A 14,829-nucleotide genomic window follows, 5' to 3' on the forward strand; every position below is an offset into this window, starting at 1 on the left:
CAGACATGGCTTACTCCATCGGCGAATTCGCCAGACTCAGCGGCATCACCGCCACCACGCTGCGGGCGTGGCAGCGACGCTATGGATTACTCAAACCCGAGCGTACGGACGGCGGTCACCGCCTGTACAGCGATGAGGACGTTCAGCAGGCGCTGAAAATCCTCGACTGGGTTAAAAAAGGCGTACCCATCGGCCAGGTAAAATCACTGCTGGAACGTCCTGTGCCGCGCCGCGCCAATAACTGGCAAACCCTGCAACAGGCCATGCTGCAAAAGTTGCAGGAGGGGAAAATTGAATCCCTGCGTCAGATGATTTACGACGCCGGACGCGAATACCCAAGGCCAGAGCTGGTCACTAACGTGCTGCGTCCGTTGCGCAGCCAGATATCGGCCAACGTCGCCGCCGCCATGACGCTGCGTGAGATCCTCGACGGCATCCTCATCGCCTATACCTCGTTTTGCCTTGAGGGCGATAAAAAAGCGCCGGGCGATAACATCCTCATCAGCGGCTGGCATCTGAACGACCCGTGTGAGATCTGGCTTGAAGCCCTGACGCGCACCGGCCAGGGCCACCGCATCGACATACTGCCGGTTCCCCCTGCCGCGCTGGCCCCGGAAATTTTTCCGGATCGCAAATGGCTGCTGGTTACCAGCGGTAAACTTACCGCCGCGCGGAAAAAGCAGGTTGCGCAGTGGCAGCAGCAGGTTTCCCTTGAGGTAATTATCCTCTGATTATTTTCTGCTGTGGCAAACTTCACGAAAAGTTGAATATTTTTTCGCGCAGCGAGTGCTAACGTTTTCCTGTCACCGACAACTCAACAGGAAAACACGATGAAAAAGACACTCCCTCTGATGATACTGGCTACAATGGCTTTCGCCCCTGCCGCGTTCAGCGCCCCGGCAGGCACCCTGAGCGTCCACGTTCTGGACCAGCAAACCGGTATGCCGCCAGCAGATGTGGCCGTCACGCTGGAAAAGCAGGAGCAGAACAAGTGGACCCCGATTGCCAGCGGTAAAACTGACCACGACGGGCGCATCAAATCGCTCTATCCGCAGGATCAGGATATGGCGCCAGGCGTGTATAAAGTGACCTTCAAAACCGCAGATTACTTCCACGGCAAAAAGCTGGACTCCTTCTTCCCGGAAGTGCCGGTGCTGTTCACCGTCACCCGCACCAATGAAAAACTGCACATCCCGCTTCTGCTCAGCCAGTACGGTTACTCAACTTACAAGGGCAGCTGATTGCTCTTGATTTTAAAGACGATTAAAAAATAATCCCGTCAATACTTGGACAAATACGCATTGTTGTGTAACTTTTAGATATGAGATCGGGAGGTGCACATCATGACAACAAAACCTGTGCTGGGTATTAGCGGATGTTTGACCGGTTCCGCCGTTCGCTTTGACGGCGGACATAAGCGTATGGGCTTTGTGATGGATGAGCTGGCGCAGTGGGTCGCTTTCCGCCCGGTATGCCCTGAAATGGCTATCGGCCTGCCCACGCCTCGTCCGGCGCTGCGCCTGGTGATGACCACTGGCGGCGAGACAGAAATGCGGTTCAGCAAAGCGCCGCACGATGACGTCACGCAGAAGATGGCCGCATTTACGGCAGATTATCTGCCGAAAATCGGCGATCTGTCAGGGTTTATCGTCTGTGCAAAATCCCCTAGCTGCGGCATGGAGCGCGTGCGGCTGTACGACGAAAACGGCAACCGGGGCCGCAAGGAGGGTGTCGGGCTGTTCACCGCCGCCCTCCTTGAAACTTTCCCCTGGCTGCCCGTCGAAGAAGACGGTCGCCTGCACGATCCGGTACTGCGGGAAAACTTTGTTGAGCGCGTTTTTGCTCTCCACGAACTGAACGTAATGCGTAAAAATGGCCTGACGCGCCGTGCCCTGCTGGACTTTCACAGCCGCTATAAGCTTCAGCTTCTGGCGCACCATCAGGCAGGCTACCGTGAGATTGGTCCGTTTGTGGCATCACTGCATGAGTGGGACGATCTGGACGCGTTTTTCGTGGCCTATCGCGACAAACTGATGAATATCCTGAAAAAACCCGCTTCGCGGAAGAATCATACTAACGTGCTGATGCACATTCAGGGCTATTTCCGTAACCAGCTGAACAGCCGCCAGCGCGGAGAACTGCGTGATGTGATCCTGCATTACCGGGACGGACTGCTGCCGATCCTCGCGCCGCTGACGCTGCTTAAGCATTATCTGGCTGAATACCCTGACCGGTACCTGATGACGCAAAACTACTTTGATCCCTATCCTGATGATTTGGGTCTGCGTCTGGCCGTTACCTGATAAGAAAGAAGCGAAGGCCCATTGACCCACAGAGGCCCAAAGCTGTACCCCGTTTAGACGACACCCTCACTGTCGTCTTTTTTTTGCGCTCAGCGTAAAATACTGTAATTCTGTACAGGTTAAGCATGCACAGCGGAGTACCCCGATGATCAAAAATCTGCATATTCAGAACTACCGCTCAATTCGCGATATGTCGCTTGAGCTGGAACAGCTCAACATCGTGTTCGGCCCCAACGGCACCGGAAAATCCAATATTTATAAAGCGATTTACCTGATGCACAGCGCGGCGCAGGGGCAATTCTCCCAGGCGCTGGCAAACGAGGGGGGAATTTTGAAAGTGTTCTGGGCGGGCAAAACCCGCAGCGACCAGCTGCGGCGCATGAACCTGGCGGTGGAAACGGAAACCTATGAATATGAGCTTCAGGTCGGGTTCGTGGAAAAGCTGCCCTATCCCTCACAGTTTCAGCTCGATCCGGTGATCAAAGAGGAATCTATCTGGCTGAGCGGCCAGCACCGTCGTCCGTCGTCACAGCTGATGAAGCGTAAGAATCAGGCGGTTTTCCTGAACAACGTGCATCACGAAAAAGTGACCCACAGCGGTACGCTGTATGAGAACGAGTCGGTGTTCGGGCAGCTCGGCGAACCGCACCTCTATCCCGAAGTGTCGCAGATGCGCGAGTCCCTGCGTAACTGGCGCTTTTATCATGAGTTTTCCGTCTCATCCGGCTCGGCGATCCGTGCGCCGCAGGTGGGTTTTCGTTCCCCGGTGCTGGCCAGCGACGGTGCGAACCTGGCCGCCGCGTTTCAGACCATTGTCGAAATTGGCGACGAGCTGCTGCTGATACGCATTCTCGACCAGGCCTTCCCCGGCTGCGTGTTTTACAGCGACAACACCGGCGGGCGCTTCCGCATGATGATGCAGCGCGAGGGGCTAAGCAGACCGCTGGAACCGGCAGAGTTCTCCGACGGCACGCTGCGTTTTTTGTGCCTGGCGGTGGCGCTGCTAAGCCCGCGCCCTCCCGCATTTATCGCCCTCAACGAACCGGAAAACAGCCTGCATCCGCAGATGCTGCCCGCTCTGGCAAGCCTCATTGCCGAGGCCAGCCGCTACTCGCAGATCTGGCTCACCAGCCACTCGCCGGAGCTGGCGCAGTTGATTGAGAAGCACCGATCGTTTTCGCTGTATCAGCTGTCGATGGTGGAGGGGGAGACGCGGATGGAGCGGCTGGGGTAATGCATTTCTTTTATGCAGTCACCACTTTCAAGGTCGCCATCAACGACGAAGATGATTTCCGTCGGTATATACCTTCGGCGAATTCTGCGCTCGCGACAGATTATCAAATTTATTGTTGCCAGTTTCTGATGCCAGGATAATCTGTAAACGTTGGTTATCAGATGAGAAAATTAAAATGGATATTGTACTTTTCCCTGGTCAGAACGCCCGCGCATGGGCTGAAACAATGATAAATCTTGAAGCCCGCAAGCTCATCAATACTGCGAATATTGTCGGAGGGCAACATCTCAGCGACGGACTCGCACGGATTAAATTTATGGATGATATTCGGCAGTTTGTGATGCAACAATTTAGTGCTACCCGGGCAGCCAGAAGTGATGAGGAGTGCATGGAATGCCTGAAAAACATCCGGGCTGAGAACGAAAGTCTTCTTGAGCAAAGCAGAATGCTTCGCTCCCGTACAGCTCAGCTTTTTGCTCAGATTGAACTGGTTAAAGAAAATAACAAAGTCGTCGGTTACGTTATCTCATCGATTAAGGTTGTGCTTTCAGGGTTACAGATTGTTGCAGGTGTTGGTGCAATGATGACAATGAATCCAGTGGGTGCGCTTGCAGGAGCGATTCTGGTTATGGATGGTGCAAATGCCATTTCAAAAGAAATTAACAGAACGCTTCAACATCAACCAAACTCCGAAGGTATGCTGGCAGATGGCGTCATGGATATCGCTCAGTTTATGGGATTTAAACGTGAATCAGCACTTGGGGTATTCAATAGCGTAAGCCTGGCAGCAAGCGTCTATACGGTATTTGGCGCCATCCGGAAACCCGAATCATGGCGTCTGTTTCGTTATCTCCCGCTGGATTTCTACCGCAAAGTCGACGGAATGAATCGCGCAGCGCTCACTATGAAAATTGTCGGCTGGGGTGTCTCTGCAAAAGTCTCGTTTGATTTAATTTCTAATGCGTCTGGCCAGAACTAATGTATTTCTTTCTGAAGCGCCAGGCTTTGTAAGCAATGATTGGGGGTTGAAAAAACCAGGCAATAATCAATACGATGAAAAGAGAAATACCGCCGGAAACAATATTGTAATGTTCAGCGAAAAAAAGAAGCGCCAGGAAAATCAGAGCCACAGCCGCAGTAATACACAGTACCATGATGAAACGCTTGCCCAACTCAAGCACCACCTCGAGCAGGGATGAACCATAACGGCTAACGTTTCGGTTCAGATACGCTAATTCCTTTACGGTGAAACCTGATTCAAGTAACTGCGTTTCAATATTGTTCATGCCACTACCTTTTCTTCTGGAAAGTAACGTGGATTATCTTAACCGGAAGAGAAGTGCTTGTAACCCGTCTGATGCATACCCATTACCGTCCGCTTTAAAGGCAAAGAAGTCGCCCACGTCTTTTTATTCCATCTCGCCAGCATTATTTTTCGCTGCAAACGGCTTAACGCGAAACGTCTTACGCCACTCCGCCGGACTGACGCCAAAGCGCGCCTTAAATTGCTGCCGATACGTCACCGCTGATAAAAACCCCACCTGCTCAGCGACGCTTTCGATTGGCAGACTGCCGGACTCCAGCAGGATCTGGCTGCGCCGCAGGCGCTCGGCGGTAAGCCAGTCGGCAACGCTCATGCCCGTCGCCTTGATAAAATGGCGGGTCAGCGTGCGTCGGCTCATCGACACCACGTCCGCCAGCGAATCCAGGTTATGCGGCTCGGAAATGTGCTGCTGAAGGTAGTCTATGAGACAGTTAATCCGCCCGTCGCGGGTATCTTTCGGCACAGGCTGCGCAATAAACTGCGCCTGCCCGCCCTCGCGGTGCGGCGGGACGATCATCCGGCGGGCAATCTGATTGGCGACGACGCTGCCAAAGCGCTGGCGGATGATATACAAACAGCAGTCGAGCGCGGCGGCGGTACCTGCCGAGGTGATCACATTGCCGTCGTCCACGTAGAGCGCGTTGATGTCCAGTCGAACGTCCGGAAACAGCGTCTGAAACTGGTGTTCAAACTCCCAGTGGGTGGCGGCCCGTTTGCCGCTGAGTATGCCGGCATAGCCCAGCACAAACGATCCCAGACACAGCCCAACAATTTCCGCCCCGTTGTCTCTGGCCTGAATCAGGCTGTCGAGCAGCGTCTGAGGCGGGCGCTCCAGTACGTGCTGCCAGTAGGGTACAACCACAATTTCAGCCGATGCGATCGCGGAAAAATCCTGCGTCGCATGCAGGGCAAAACCGTCTTTCGAGGTCAGGAATCCCGGTTTTTCAGCGCAGATCGTGACGTTAAAGCGCTTTTCCCCGGATACCGTATCGCCAAACAGAATGCAGGGGACGGAGTAGTGGAACGGGCTAAACCCGTCCACCGCGACAATAGCAACGTTAACAAGCGGCATCTGTCTCTCCTTTCCCCTTTAACACTCAGAATATAACGGTTTCGCCGTCCTGAGGAATGCTCACCGCGTCACTTATCTCGTTGGCGTCAACATACTCGCGCAGCGCGCGGCGGGTCAGCAGGCAGTGGTTGATAGCTTCCATATGGGTCGCCACGATTTTCGCCTGCGGCAACAGGAAATGCACGTTAAGCAGATCTTCTTCCCCCATGATAATTGGCCCAAACCCGATGACGTGGGCGTAACCAGCGTTGAGCACGACAACGTCCGGTTGATGCTTTTGTAGATCGGCCGCAACCGCGTCGCGCCAGATGGTATCCCCTGCGATATAAAGCGTCTTCTCATCGGGATGACGGAAGACCACGCCGCAGGCTTCACCCAGACGCTCTGCCAGCTCCGGCACGGCGTAAGCGCGGTCAGTGCCGTGCTGGCCGCCATAAGTTTTCGCAATCCGGATATCGCCGAACGTCGTTTCGTCGGTCATGACCGTCAGGTTGTGAAAGCCTTGTCCGCGCAGCAGCGCGGCATCGCTATCATTTTGCACGTAGATCGGCTTGTCTTTGGCGATCAGCTCAACGGCATACTGATCCCAGTGATCGTCATGGGTATGGGTGACGATCACCGCATCGGTGTCCAGCAGCGTTTGAACGTCAACGGGAAGCTCGACCATCGGGTTGCGAATATCGGCCCGCGCGGTGCCGGGAAAACCCGGATAAGCACCTTTTGGCGCCAGCATTGGGTCGATTAAAAAGCGTTTTCCCGCGTAAGTGATCAGCTGGGTGGCATTGCGAATTTGCGTAATGTTCATGGGCTATCCTCCGGTTGGTATGAGAAGGAGAATAGCCCCAGGGTGCCGTTAAGAATGTGGGCTAAAGGGCGATGATCGATGAAATCGGGTCAATCGATAAACCGCTTGCGCACCCTTTCCAGCGGCGCAATCAGCAGATTGATAAGCGGTTTACGATCGATAACGATATCGGCGTTCACCGTCATCCCGCCCATCAGCATGCGCTTTTTCTTGTCCGGGTCGGTAAACCAGGAGGGGACGCGCACTTTAGCCAGGTAGTAGTTCTGCCCTTCCTGGAGCGGGATCAGCGCCGAATGGGCATCAATGTTTACCTCATAGAAATCGGACAGCGTCGCCTCCACGGAACCGTATTTGTCCACGGGCCAGGAGTCGAAGCGCAGCTTGACCTTATCGCCTTTCGCCACGCGCCCCACCCCCGTTGCCGGAACATACAGGTACCCCTCCATCGTCGCCGCGGTATTTTTACGAATCACCACCACCACCTCGCTGTTTTGCGTAATGGCCCGGCCTGGCGGGAAGTTAATCGCCACCACGTAGCCATCTGAAGGGGCCAGCATCGCCATGGTGGAACTCCCCCGGCTGGACAGGTTGCGATCGATTTCGCTGATGCGGTTTTTCACATACAGTTGCTCCTCGCTCAGCGAGTCAATTTGCGACTGGGTGCTGTCGGTCAGGCTGGTTTTGCGCGCCTCAAGCTCAAGAATAGTGCTCTCCTCCAGCGTCAGGTTGAGCTGGGCGTTGAGCACATCGTTATGGCTTTTATCGAGATCCACTTTGGAGACATAGCCCTTCCCGGAGACGGATTTCCACGCCTCGTAGGTGTCGGTGCTGTTTTTTAACAGCGCGCGCAGCTTCTTCACCTTATCGCGGGAAACGGCGATCTGCTTGTCAGTGAGAGCCAGCTGCTGCGCAAGATTTTTGCGATACGACGCAATCGAGTCCTCAATGGCCTGGATGCGCTGCTCGCTGCGCTTTTTCTCCGCTTCCATCTGCTGGCGGTCAAACTGCACCACCGAGCCCTGCTTGCCGCCATAGTCCTGCGACACGGTGAACAGCGGATCGTTTTCCTTCACGTACTGGCCGGGCCGGACGGCAAAATCAACAAGGGTTCCGGACTCTCTGGCGCGCACCTCCACATCGCCCTGCGCCGGGATCAGCACCCCGCGTGCCAGCGTGGTTTCCGAAAAGTTGAAAGCAATCGCAAAGACCAGCAGGCAGAGAAAAAAGGCGATGAACAGCGTCAGCACGGTTTTCAGCCGCGGCGCGTTGATTTGATAGCTTTTTGAGAAGTGGTGCGGGATTAGCGCCCGACGCTGTCGGCTTCGGTTTTTTAATTTCACGATATGTCATCCATGATAAATCACTGAAAGATCGTCCCATCCACTCCAGAGCGTGGGGGTTTTGCGCAGCGCGTTCAGCGTGTCGGCGGCGGCCAGACGGTAATCCTCTGGCGCATACGCCTGGCTCTCCAGCCCAAACTCTGCCGCGTGCAGCGAACAGACCGGCAGCAGCGTTCGGACGCTGTAGCCATAACGGGATAAAAACCGCGTGGAGACGTCCGTTAACCACGCCTTGCGATCGCCTGCCTGAATTGGGAACAGCGGCGCATCCGGCAGGCGTTCATCCATCAGCAGCACCGTCACCATGCGCTGAGGGGCGAAAAACGAGCCGGCGCGCCGTCCGTCGTGTGTGGCCATCAGCTTGTGCAGCGCAGGGTGACGGGTAATAAACTGAAAGCGCACATCATCTGGCGCGGTGGCGAGCAGCGCATCCATAATCAGGCCAAAGCCCGCCCAGCGCATGCCCAGAAGCAGGGTGCGAGGCGAACTGTAAAACCCCTGATCCTGCGTCCACTGCGCCATGTACGCATGCAGATCGAAGCGAACGTTGCGCGCCCACAGCGCGGGCGGGAAAATCTGTTCCACGAAGTTAAACCCGCTCAGCTCATGGGCGTTCTGATGCAGAAAATCAGCCGGCACATCGGCCTCCGGGCAGGGCATAAACTGGCTGTAGTTTTGCGCAATCCGGTTTGCCATTAAGGTGCGTCCGGCCTGGCGCGCGCAGAGTCGGGCATAGAGACGCGGCAGAAACATCATGGCGCACTCTCCCGCAGGGTGCCGTTTTCCATGGTATAGAGACGACCATGGCAGCCCACCACGTCCGGCGAGTGGGTGACAAACACCAGCCCAATCCCCAGGCTACGCAGGTTCGCCAGCACCTTTTGCGCGGTGGTCTTATCCAGGTTCGCCGTCACTTCGTCGCAGAGCAGTAGCTTAGGCTGGCTGTACAGGGCGCGCGCCAGGACCAGACGCTGCATCTCCCCGGCCGAAAAAAAGGTGTTCCCCGGCAGCATCTCCGTTTCGTAACCGTGCGGCAGACGGGCGACGACGTGGTCCACTTCCGCCAGCCGACACGCGGCGATGACCTGCTCTTTATCCGGCGCGCTGTCAAAGCAGGCGATGTTGTCCAGAATCGAGCCGGTGAAGAGAATATCGTCTGCATGAACAATGCGGATGTGCTGGCGCAGCGAGGAAAGATCGCACTCTTCAATGGGGATCTTATTGATCCGCAGCGTGCCAGACGATGACAGCAACATGCCGGAGATCAGACGCAGCAGCGTGGTTTTTCCCGACCCGCTCTGGCCCACAATCACCGCCTCTTCGCCCTGCTTCAGGGTCATGTTGATATGCTGTAGCGTGGCCTCCCGGCCTGGATAAGCAAATGAGACATCCTCAAATTGCAGACAGACCGGCGAGGTGACAATCCGCTTCCCAAACTGGCTGGTTTCAGAGGGGGCAAACAGCAGGTCGCCCACGCGATCCAGCGGCCCCTTAAGGGCATTTTTGTCGAGCAGCTTCTGCGCCACCTGCACCATGGCATCGGAAAAATAGCGCTTATAGCTGATATAGGCGTACAGCATCCCGATACTCATCTGCCCTTCCAGGATCAGCCACGCGCCAAAGCAGACCACCAGCAGTTGCTCGGCATTGATCACCAGCAGCGAAGCCACGTCAAAGCGGGCCAGCAGCCGCTCTTTACGCATCAGCCCGGCGATGTGTTCGCGCTGGGATTTGTCCATCACCGCATCCCGGGCCTGCTCCATATTGTTCGCCTTGAGCGTAATGATCCCTTTCTGTGTCTCTACCAGCAGAGATTCATACTGGGCGGTACGCTCGATGGAGTCATCCACCGCGCGTTGATAGGGGCCGATCAGCGAAAAGCGGATCAGGAAAAACACGCCCATCAGCAGCATCGTCAGCAGCGCAATTTTGACGTTATACAGCAGCATAAACAGCAGGCTGGTGACGGCGATCAGGCTGGAAAAGAGAATTTGCACGTAGCCATTGCTGATGAACTCCGCGCAGGCGTGGAGCGATTTTTCAATAGCCAGCACGATGCCCGGCGGGCGCGAGCGGAACCAGCTGGTCTGGGTGCGCAGCATGTAGTGGCGCACGGACTGGCTTAAATCGTCATAGGCAATGTTACGCATCAGGATCTCAAGCAGCTGCTTGAGGAATTTACCGATGACTTCAAAGATAAAGACGATAGCGAAGATCGCGGTGAGCAGGATCACCAGATCGCTGTCGCTGCGGGAAATGGCCTCATCCATAATCAGCTGCACGTAGGTGGGGCTCGCCAGCATGGTGATGAGAGTAAAAATACAGAGCACAAACAGCAGCAGCTGCCGCTGGAACAGGCTCGGAGATTTATTGGCTAACCGGCCAAGCGTGAGCTTTTCATCCGGGGATTTCTTTTCGAAACACGGCGTGGGCTTAAGCTCAAGCACATAGCCGGAAAACAGTTTTTCTGCCTCTTTCAGGCGGTAACGACGCACGCCGCTGGCCGGGTCGTGAACGGTCACGCTGCGGCTGTCGATCTTCACGATGACCACGAAATGGTTGCCGCGCCAGAAGGCGATGAGCGGCAGCTCAGACGTTTCTATTTCAGTGATTTCGCCTTTAAGCACCCGGCCAGACATATTTTTATCGCTGGCAAGGGTCAACAATTCCGCCATTGAGGTTCCCGCATCGGCGGAAACGGAAATCTCCCGGCGCAGCTGGCTGACGGAGACATGGTGGTCATAGTGCCCCAACACCATCGCCAGGCAGGCCAGTCCACATTCGGTAAATTCATGCTGGCGAATAACAGGGGTCTTACCCTGTTTTTTATACTGAAAGAGCGAAAACATAATGATCCGTGGCTGAAATAAAAAAATGGCCCGGCAATGCGGGCCATGCGTACAACGTGCTTCTCGCTTAGGCGCTGAAGAAACCGCCGATGAAGCCGCCCACCAGGCCGAATACGCCACCGATGGTGCCGCCCAGCGCGCCTAACATCTGGCTGCCCGCGTTATAGCCCGCGCTTGCGCCCTGAATAGCGGCAGCAAACGGATCCCAACCACCGATGATGGCCTGTGCTTTTTTGAAATCGATAACTTGCATGATACTTTTCCTGTAAACGTGAATTAGTTGTAGCTACCAACCAGCGCGCCCAGGAAGCCCATTGCGCCACCCAGAACTCCGCCAACCACACCGCCAACCATGCCCATGATGCTGGCGCCAGTGTCGTAACCCAGCTGTGCACCTTTAACCAGACCAGCGAACGGGTTTAACGCGCCGCCAATAATGTCTTTCGCTTCTACGAATGAAATCGCTTTCATTTTTATCTCCTGTAGTGATGGATCTTTAGCATGATGCTAAAGGCTAATTTCCTTTTATGAAGGAAAGCGGTTGCTACGGGCAGGTGGTCAGCGGAATGATTTTATTGCCATAAATAATCATTCGTCTTGCAGCCTGCCCGGCATTATCTATTTCCAGCCGTTGCCCCGGAGGAATATATTTTGAATTATTGTATTGCGTACTGCACCCGACCGAGGAAACATATTTAAAATAGGTATTCCCGGTATTACTCACCACCCCGTTGCTAAACGCATAATCAAAATGTCGTGTCCATGGACGGACAATCAAAATAGCCTCAAGCGAGACCACCACATCCGACTGGATGCGCTGGCCTTTGCGCGTGATGACCTTTGCCTGGAGCGGCGTCTCGGTGAATTTTACGCGATAGTATCGCTCTTTGTTGTCATGCGGGCCGGTATAGTAAAATTTAAAACCCGCGCGCTCACCGCTCCCCAGCGTTAATTGCTTAGGCGAATACATGACTTCGCCGTCTTTTATTTCGGTTTCTTTTCCCTTCTCTTTAGGAACGTCTACCTGAATAAGCGAAACGGTATAATTCTGACGTTCGCTGGTATCGTTTTTTATCGGCTGAAAAACAACTTCTCTTTCGGGAAGAAAATCAATATTCAGACTTTCGATAATTAAAGCATTTGCCCCTGTGGAAATGAAGCAATTTATTGCAAAAATAGCCAGGAATTTTCCAGTCATGGTTGATTAATTCCAGGATGCGCTAACATCTATTCTTCCCTGCGCGGTCACTTCGCCAAACCAGCTATTTCCGTCATAGGTGGTCTTCGATACCGGATTATCCATAACGAACTGGAGGATCAGCGGCGTTTTCCAGAGCCACATATCGGTCACGCCGGAGCTCATTTTGTCCCACTCTTCCGCATGGGTGGCCGGCGCCGGGATCGACAGTACCTCGCCTTTACAGTTATGCGCCATGCGCGTCTGGCTTTTCCCCACCAGCACGTTGCCCGGAATGGGAACCGTAAAGCCGTTGCCGCTGAAGGCGCAGTAGTCCACCCCATTTAGGCTTTGAGTAGGCCCGGTGACTTTTACCGTGACCGCAATCGCCGCATCTTTTTGCGCCCCGCTGTAGGTGATGGTGTAGGGGATCTCAATGGGCGTTTCGCCGATGGCGCCTTTCCCGGAGCCGCCCAGACCGTCAGGATCGAGGGCGTAATCCGGGTTGTCGGGCGTAATCTCCAGCCCCGGCTGAATAGGGTTAATCACCAGGCCGCCCCCCGGCTGGAAGCAGAAATCCGCCGCCAGCGAGCTGTTGCCGGGCGTCAGGCACAGGCTGACGATATTGCCAATGCTGCTGCCGTCCCCCGCCTGCGCCACGCTCAGAATTAACGCTTTCGGCAAAAATATTTTAAGGTACGCTTTACCGCCGTTTTTCTGCGGCGCCGCGAGGAAGGTGTTTGCCAGGACACGCGTATCACTCAGGATACCGCCGGAGATACTGTACCAGGTGTTTTCATCGAAGGTCAGCTCGGCGGCAAGCCCGGTGCCGCCGTTCATGTGCGATTGCAGCACGCTGTTGACGCGGGAAGAGGTGAGCGCCAGCCCCCCGTTGTAACCGGAGATATCTTCCCCAACAAACGTGTATTCAAGCAGGTCGCACAGCACGCCAGAGATCGTGTTGCGGGTGTATTTGGTGCAGGTGGCCCCCGTTGATCCATCGACTATCGTCACCTCGCCGCTGATCGGGTCAATCCCCAGGTTGAGCGCCCTGGAGTTGGTCATGGTCAGCGTGCCCACCTTGTGAAGCGTATTGGTGGTGGTCACTTTGTTGATGGAGCTGATTTGCGGCGTGGAGGTGATGGTCACTTCATCCCCTGGCGCGGCGTTGAGCAGATAGTTAAAGAACGGATCGCCCAGGACCCAGCGCCCGTATGACGTGCCGGGCTCCATCACCGGCGGCTTGACCACCATCGACGTATCGGTATAGCGGGTCGTCGGGGTGTACCCCGTGTTGCCGCAGGACGAGGAACACGCCGTCCCTTTAAAGAACGGAGAGGCGCTGGAACCGGTCACCGAAAAGTCGATGGTCAGCGCGCTGCCTGCCGGACCGCTGTAGCTGTTGTCCGGGATGTAAGTGGCGATACCGTTATTCGTTTTCGCGCTCAGCGTCGGCCACTCACGCGAACCGTGTAAAAACGCGGTCGAGGTGCTGTTCAGACTAAACAGCCCCGCGCTGTTTCCCGTACCGTTATTGTCCGGATTATTAATGGCGAAATAGGGCAGCTCCTGCGCATGGGCCACCGCGCTCATCAGCAGCAAATTAAGAGCGAATATCTTTTTCATCGTCACGTTCCTGCGTTCCTTTTGCTTCCTGCCAGACGAAATCGCCTTTGTCGCAGGAGATGTCCCCGAGCCACAGCGCACCGCGGTTAGACTCAATGTCCAGGCGCACTTCGCAGACGCTGTCGTCCGGCGTGGCGATACTCAGGACAGGGTTGTTCTTATCAACGTCGATCACGAAGCGTCCGTCGTTCTCCGTCCGGGTCAGCCCAACGTGGTTTTTGATCTGCGTGGCGCCAATCGGATTGCCGTTTGCATCCACAAGGCGGCCAAACAGGGTGACGATTTTCTTCACCTGCGGCTTCATCACCACGGTATTGCCCGGATAAACCGTGATATGGCGACGCGCATTCGCGCCAATCTCATAGCTTTCCGTACCGGTTTCACTGTTCATCACTTCCAGGTCATAAGCCTGGTATGCCGGCAGCGACAGCCAGGTTTTATCCCCTTTGATGCGTTCTGCCCGGCCGTTAAGCTTCAGGGTCAGCGCTTCATCAGATTTGAGACCGGTACTGACAATCACCCCTGCGCTTTCGGTGCCTTTCCCGGCGGCGATGGCCTCTTTGGACCAGCCCACGCTGCCGTCACTGGTCAGCGTGGAGTTCCAGCCTTTACTCATGCCGCTCTGGACGCTGAGGATGTTGCTGTTCCACGGCGTGTCGAAGTTCACGCTGCCGCCGCCGCTTACGCTGCGATCCTGGCGGCTGTTAAAGGCTTTGGAGACGTTGGCGGTGGCCGATTTCAGGTAATCGCCTTCAAACTGGCGGCTGGCGCTGACGTTCAGCGCCGTGCCGGTATCGCGATTGTGGGAAACGCCAACCGACACGGTATTGCCGAGCGGTATGGCGAAATCGAGCATCACGTAGCGATCTTTCTCTTCGTAATACCCGTCGTATTTGTTGCGCGACATCCCCACCCGCAGGCGCGCTGTACCGTAGCGACCGGCGTATAACCCCTGGGAGTAGTCCAGCTGATAGCGTTTATAGCGATAGAGGTCGTCCTCCTGACGCATCAGACTCAGGTTGCCCGCTGAGGGCAGGCCGAACGACGGCAGGCTAAAGGAGGCGCCCCAGGTGTTGCCCTTGCTCTCATAGATATCGAG

16 protein-coding genes are annotated in these 14,829 nt (G+C 55.4%); 5 read left to right on the forward strand and 11 right to left on the reverse strand.

Going from position 1 to position 14,829, the window contains the following annotated elements:
• Nucleotides 1-5: 5 nt before the first annotated feature.
• The 5 genes from ACOTX2_RS17925 (at nucleotide 6) to ACOTX2_RS17945 (ending at nucleotide 4,516) form a co-directional block, all read left to right on the forward strand.
• Nucleotides 6-731 (forward strand): MerR family transcriptional regulator, encoded by a 726-nt coding sequence (locus ACOTX2_RS17925; RefSeq protein WP_022646597.1) that lies wholly within the window; start codon nucleotides 6-8, stop codon nucleotides 729-731.
• Nucleotides 732-830: 99 nt separating this feature from the next.
• Nucleotides 831-1,241, forward strand: coding sequence for a hydroxyisourate hydrolase (gene uraH / locus ACOTX2_RS17930; protein WP_046621820.1), 411 nt, complete (start codon nucleotides 831-833; stop codon nucleotides 1,239-1,241).
• Between the two features lie 102 nt (nucleotides 1,242-1,343).
• Nucleotides 1,344-2,303, forward strand: a complete 960-nt coding sequence (locus ACOTX2_RS17935; RefSeq protein ID WP_022646596.1) for a YbgA family protein — start codon at nucleotides 1,344-1,346, stop codon at nucleotides 2,301-2,303.
• A gap of 145 nt (nucleotides 2,304-2,448) precedes the next feature.
• On the forward strand, nucleotides 2,449-3,537 hold the full coding sequence (locus ACOTX2_RS17940; protein ID WP_063148185.1) for an AAA family ATPase: 1,089 nt from the start codon (nucleotides 2,449-2,451) through the stop codon (nucleotides 3,535-3,537).
• Nucleotides 3,538-3,712: 175 nt separating this feature from the next.
• Nucleotides 3,713-4,516, forward strand: a complete 804-nt coding sequence (locus tag ACOTX2_RS17945) for a DUF4225 domain-containing protein (protein ID WP_022646593.1) — start codon at nucleotides 3,713-3,715, stop codon at nucleotides 4,514-4,516.
• On the opposite strand, the gene ACOTX2_RS17950 is transcribed toward ACOTX2_RS17945, so the two are convergent.
• The 11 genes from ACOTX2_RS17950 to ACOTX2_RS18000 all read right to left on the reverse strand — a co-directional run.
• Nucleotides 4,494-4,823, reverse strand: a complete 330-nt coding sequence (locus ACOTX2_RS17950; RefSeq protein ID WP_022646592.1) for a hypothetical protein — start codon at nucleotides 4,821-4,823, stop codon at nucleotides 4,494-4,496. The genes ACOTX2_RS17945 and ACOTX2_RS17950 overlap by 23 nt on opposite strands.
• A gap of 123 nt (nucleotides 4,824-4,946) precedes the next feature.
• Nucleotides 4,947-5,933, reverse strand: coding sequence for a GlxA family transcriptional regulator (locus tag ACOTX2_RS17955; protein WP_063148186.1), 987 nt, complete (start codon nucleotides 5,931-5,933; stop codon nucleotides 4,947-4,949).
• Between the two features lie 25 nt (nucleotides 5,934-5,958).
• Nucleotides 5,959-6,738: an MBL fold metallo-hydrolase gene (locus ACOTX2_RS17960; protein ID WP_063148187.1), complete on the reverse strand. Its 780-nt coding sequence runs from the start codon at nucleotides 6,736-6,738 to the stop codon at nucleotides 5,959-5,961.
• Nucleotides 6,739-6,827: 89 nt separating this feature from the next.
• The gene (locus ACOTX2_RS17965; RefSeq protein WP_023298992.1) at nucleotides 6,828-8,078 is read right to left on the reverse strand and encodes an HlyD family secretion protein; all 1,251 of its coding nucleotides are present in this window, start codon (nucleotides 8,076-8,078) and stop codon (nucleotides 6,828-6,830) included.
• Nucleotides 8,079-8,084: 6 nt separating this feature from the next.
• Nucleotides 8,085-8,834 (reverse strand): hypothetical protein, encoded by a 750-nt coding sequence (locus ACOTX2_RS17970; RefSeq protein WP_063148188.1) that lies wholly within the window; start codon nucleotides 8,832-8,834, stop codon nucleotides 8,085-8,087.
• Nucleotides 8,831-10,927, reverse strand: a complete 2,097-nt coding sequence (locus ACOTX2_RS17975) for a peptidase domain-containing ABC transporter (RefSeq protein ID WP_063148189.1) — start codon at nucleotides 10,925-10,927, stop codon at nucleotides 8,831-8,833. Before ACOTX2_RS17975 ends, ACOTX2_RS17970 begins: the two co-directional genes overlap by 4 nt.
• Nucleotides 10,928-10,994: 67 nt before the next feature.
• Nucleotides 10,995-11,180, reverse strand: coding sequence for a hypothetical protein (locus tag ACOTX2_RS17980; RefSeq protein WP_001196016.1), 186 nt, complete (start codon nucleotides 11,178-11,180; stop codon nucleotides 10,995-10,997).
• 23 nt (nucleotides 11,181-11,203) lie between these two features.
• Entirely contained in the window at nucleotides 11,204-11,398 is a 195-nt protein-coding gene (locus ACOTX2_RS17985; RefSeq protein ID WP_022646586.1) for a hypothetical protein, read from the reverse strand.
• Between the two features lie 73 nt (nucleotides 11,399-11,471).
• On the reverse strand, nucleotides 11,472-12,125 hold the full coding sequence (locus ACOTX2_RS17990) for a hypothetical protein (RefSeq protein WP_006812468.1): 654 nt from the start codon (nucleotides 12,123-12,125) through the stop codon (nucleotides 11,472-11,474).
• A gap of 6 nt (nucleotides 12,126-12,131) precedes the next feature.
• Nucleotides 12,132-13,730, reverse strand: a complete 1,599-nt coding sequence (locus tag ACOTX2_RS17995) for a hypothetical protein (protein ID WP_022646584.1) — start codon at nucleotides 13,728-13,730, stop codon at nucleotides 12,132-12,134.
• Nucleotides 13,708-14,829, reverse strand: a 1,122-nt coding sequence (locus ACOTX2_RS18000) for a CS1-pili formation C-terminal domain-containing protein (protein WP_421625953.1), incomplete at its 5' end; no start/stop codon positions are given. The genes ACOTX2_RS18000 and ACOTX2_RS17995, both read right to left, overlap by 23 nt.

Origin of the sequence: Enterobacter cloacae complex sp. IR5412, assembly GCF_049237385.1 — a bacterium.
Lineage (GTDB): Bacteria > Pseudomonadota > Gammaproteobacteria > Enterobacterales > Enterobacteriaceae > Enterobacter > Enterobacter intestinihominis.

Coding starts and splice junctions, on each gene's coding strand:
- ACOTX2_RS17925 (WP_022646597.1), top strand. CDS start 6: ATGGCTTACTCCATCGGCGAATTCGCCAGACTCAGCGGCATCACCGCC.
- uraH (WP_046621820.1), top strand. CDS start 831: ATGAAAAAGACACTCCCTCTGATGATACTGGCTACAATGGCTTTCGCC.
- ACOTX2_RS17935 (WP_022646596.1), top strand. CDS start 1,344: ATGACAACAAAACCTGTGCTGGGTATTAGCGGATGTTTGACCGGTTCC.
- ACOTX2_RS17940 (WP_063148185.1), top strand. CDS start 2,449: ATGATCAAAAATCTGCATATTCAGAACTACCGCTCAATTCGCGATATG.
- ACOTX2_RS17945 (WP_022646593.1), top strand. CDS start 3,713: ATGGATATTGTACTTTTCCCTGGTCAGAACGCCCGCGCATGGGCTGAA.
- ACOTX2_RS17950 (WP_022646592.1), bottom strand. CDS start 4,823: ATGAACAATATTGAAACGCAGTTACTTGAATCAGGTTTCACCGTAAAG.
- ACOTX2_RS17955 (WP_063148186.1), bottom strand. CDS start 5,933: ATGCCGCTTGTTAACGTTGCTATTGTCGCGGTGGACGGGTTTAGCCCG.
- ACOTX2_RS17960 (WP_063148187.1), bottom strand. CDS start 6,738: ATGAACATTACGCAAATTCGCAATGCCACCCAGCTGATCACTTACGCG.
- ACOTX2_RS17970 (WP_063148188.1), bottom strand. CDS start 8,834: ATGATGTTTCTGCCGCGTCTCTATGCCCGACTCTGCGCGCGCCAGGCC.
- ACOTX2_RS17975 (WP_063148189.1), bottom strand. CDS start 10,927: ATGTTTTCGCTCTTTCAGTATAAAAAACAGGGTAAGACCCCTGTTATT.
- ACOTX2_RS17980 (WP_001196016.1), bottom strand. CDS start 11,180: ATGCAAGTTATCGATTTCAAAAAAGCACAGGCCATCATCGGTGGTTGG.
- ACOTX2_RS17985 (WP_022646586.1), bottom strand. CDS start 11,398: ATGAAAGCGATTTCATTCGTAGAAGCGAAAGACATTATTGGCGGCGCG.
- ACOTX2_RS17990 (WP_006812468.1), bottom strand. CDS start 12,125: ATGACTGGAAAATTCCTGGCTATTTTTGCAATAAATTGCTTCATTTCC.
- ACOTX2_RS17995 (WP_022646584.1), bottom strand. CDS start 13,730: ATGAAAAAGATATTCGCTCTTAATTTGCTGCTGATGAGCGCGGTGGCC.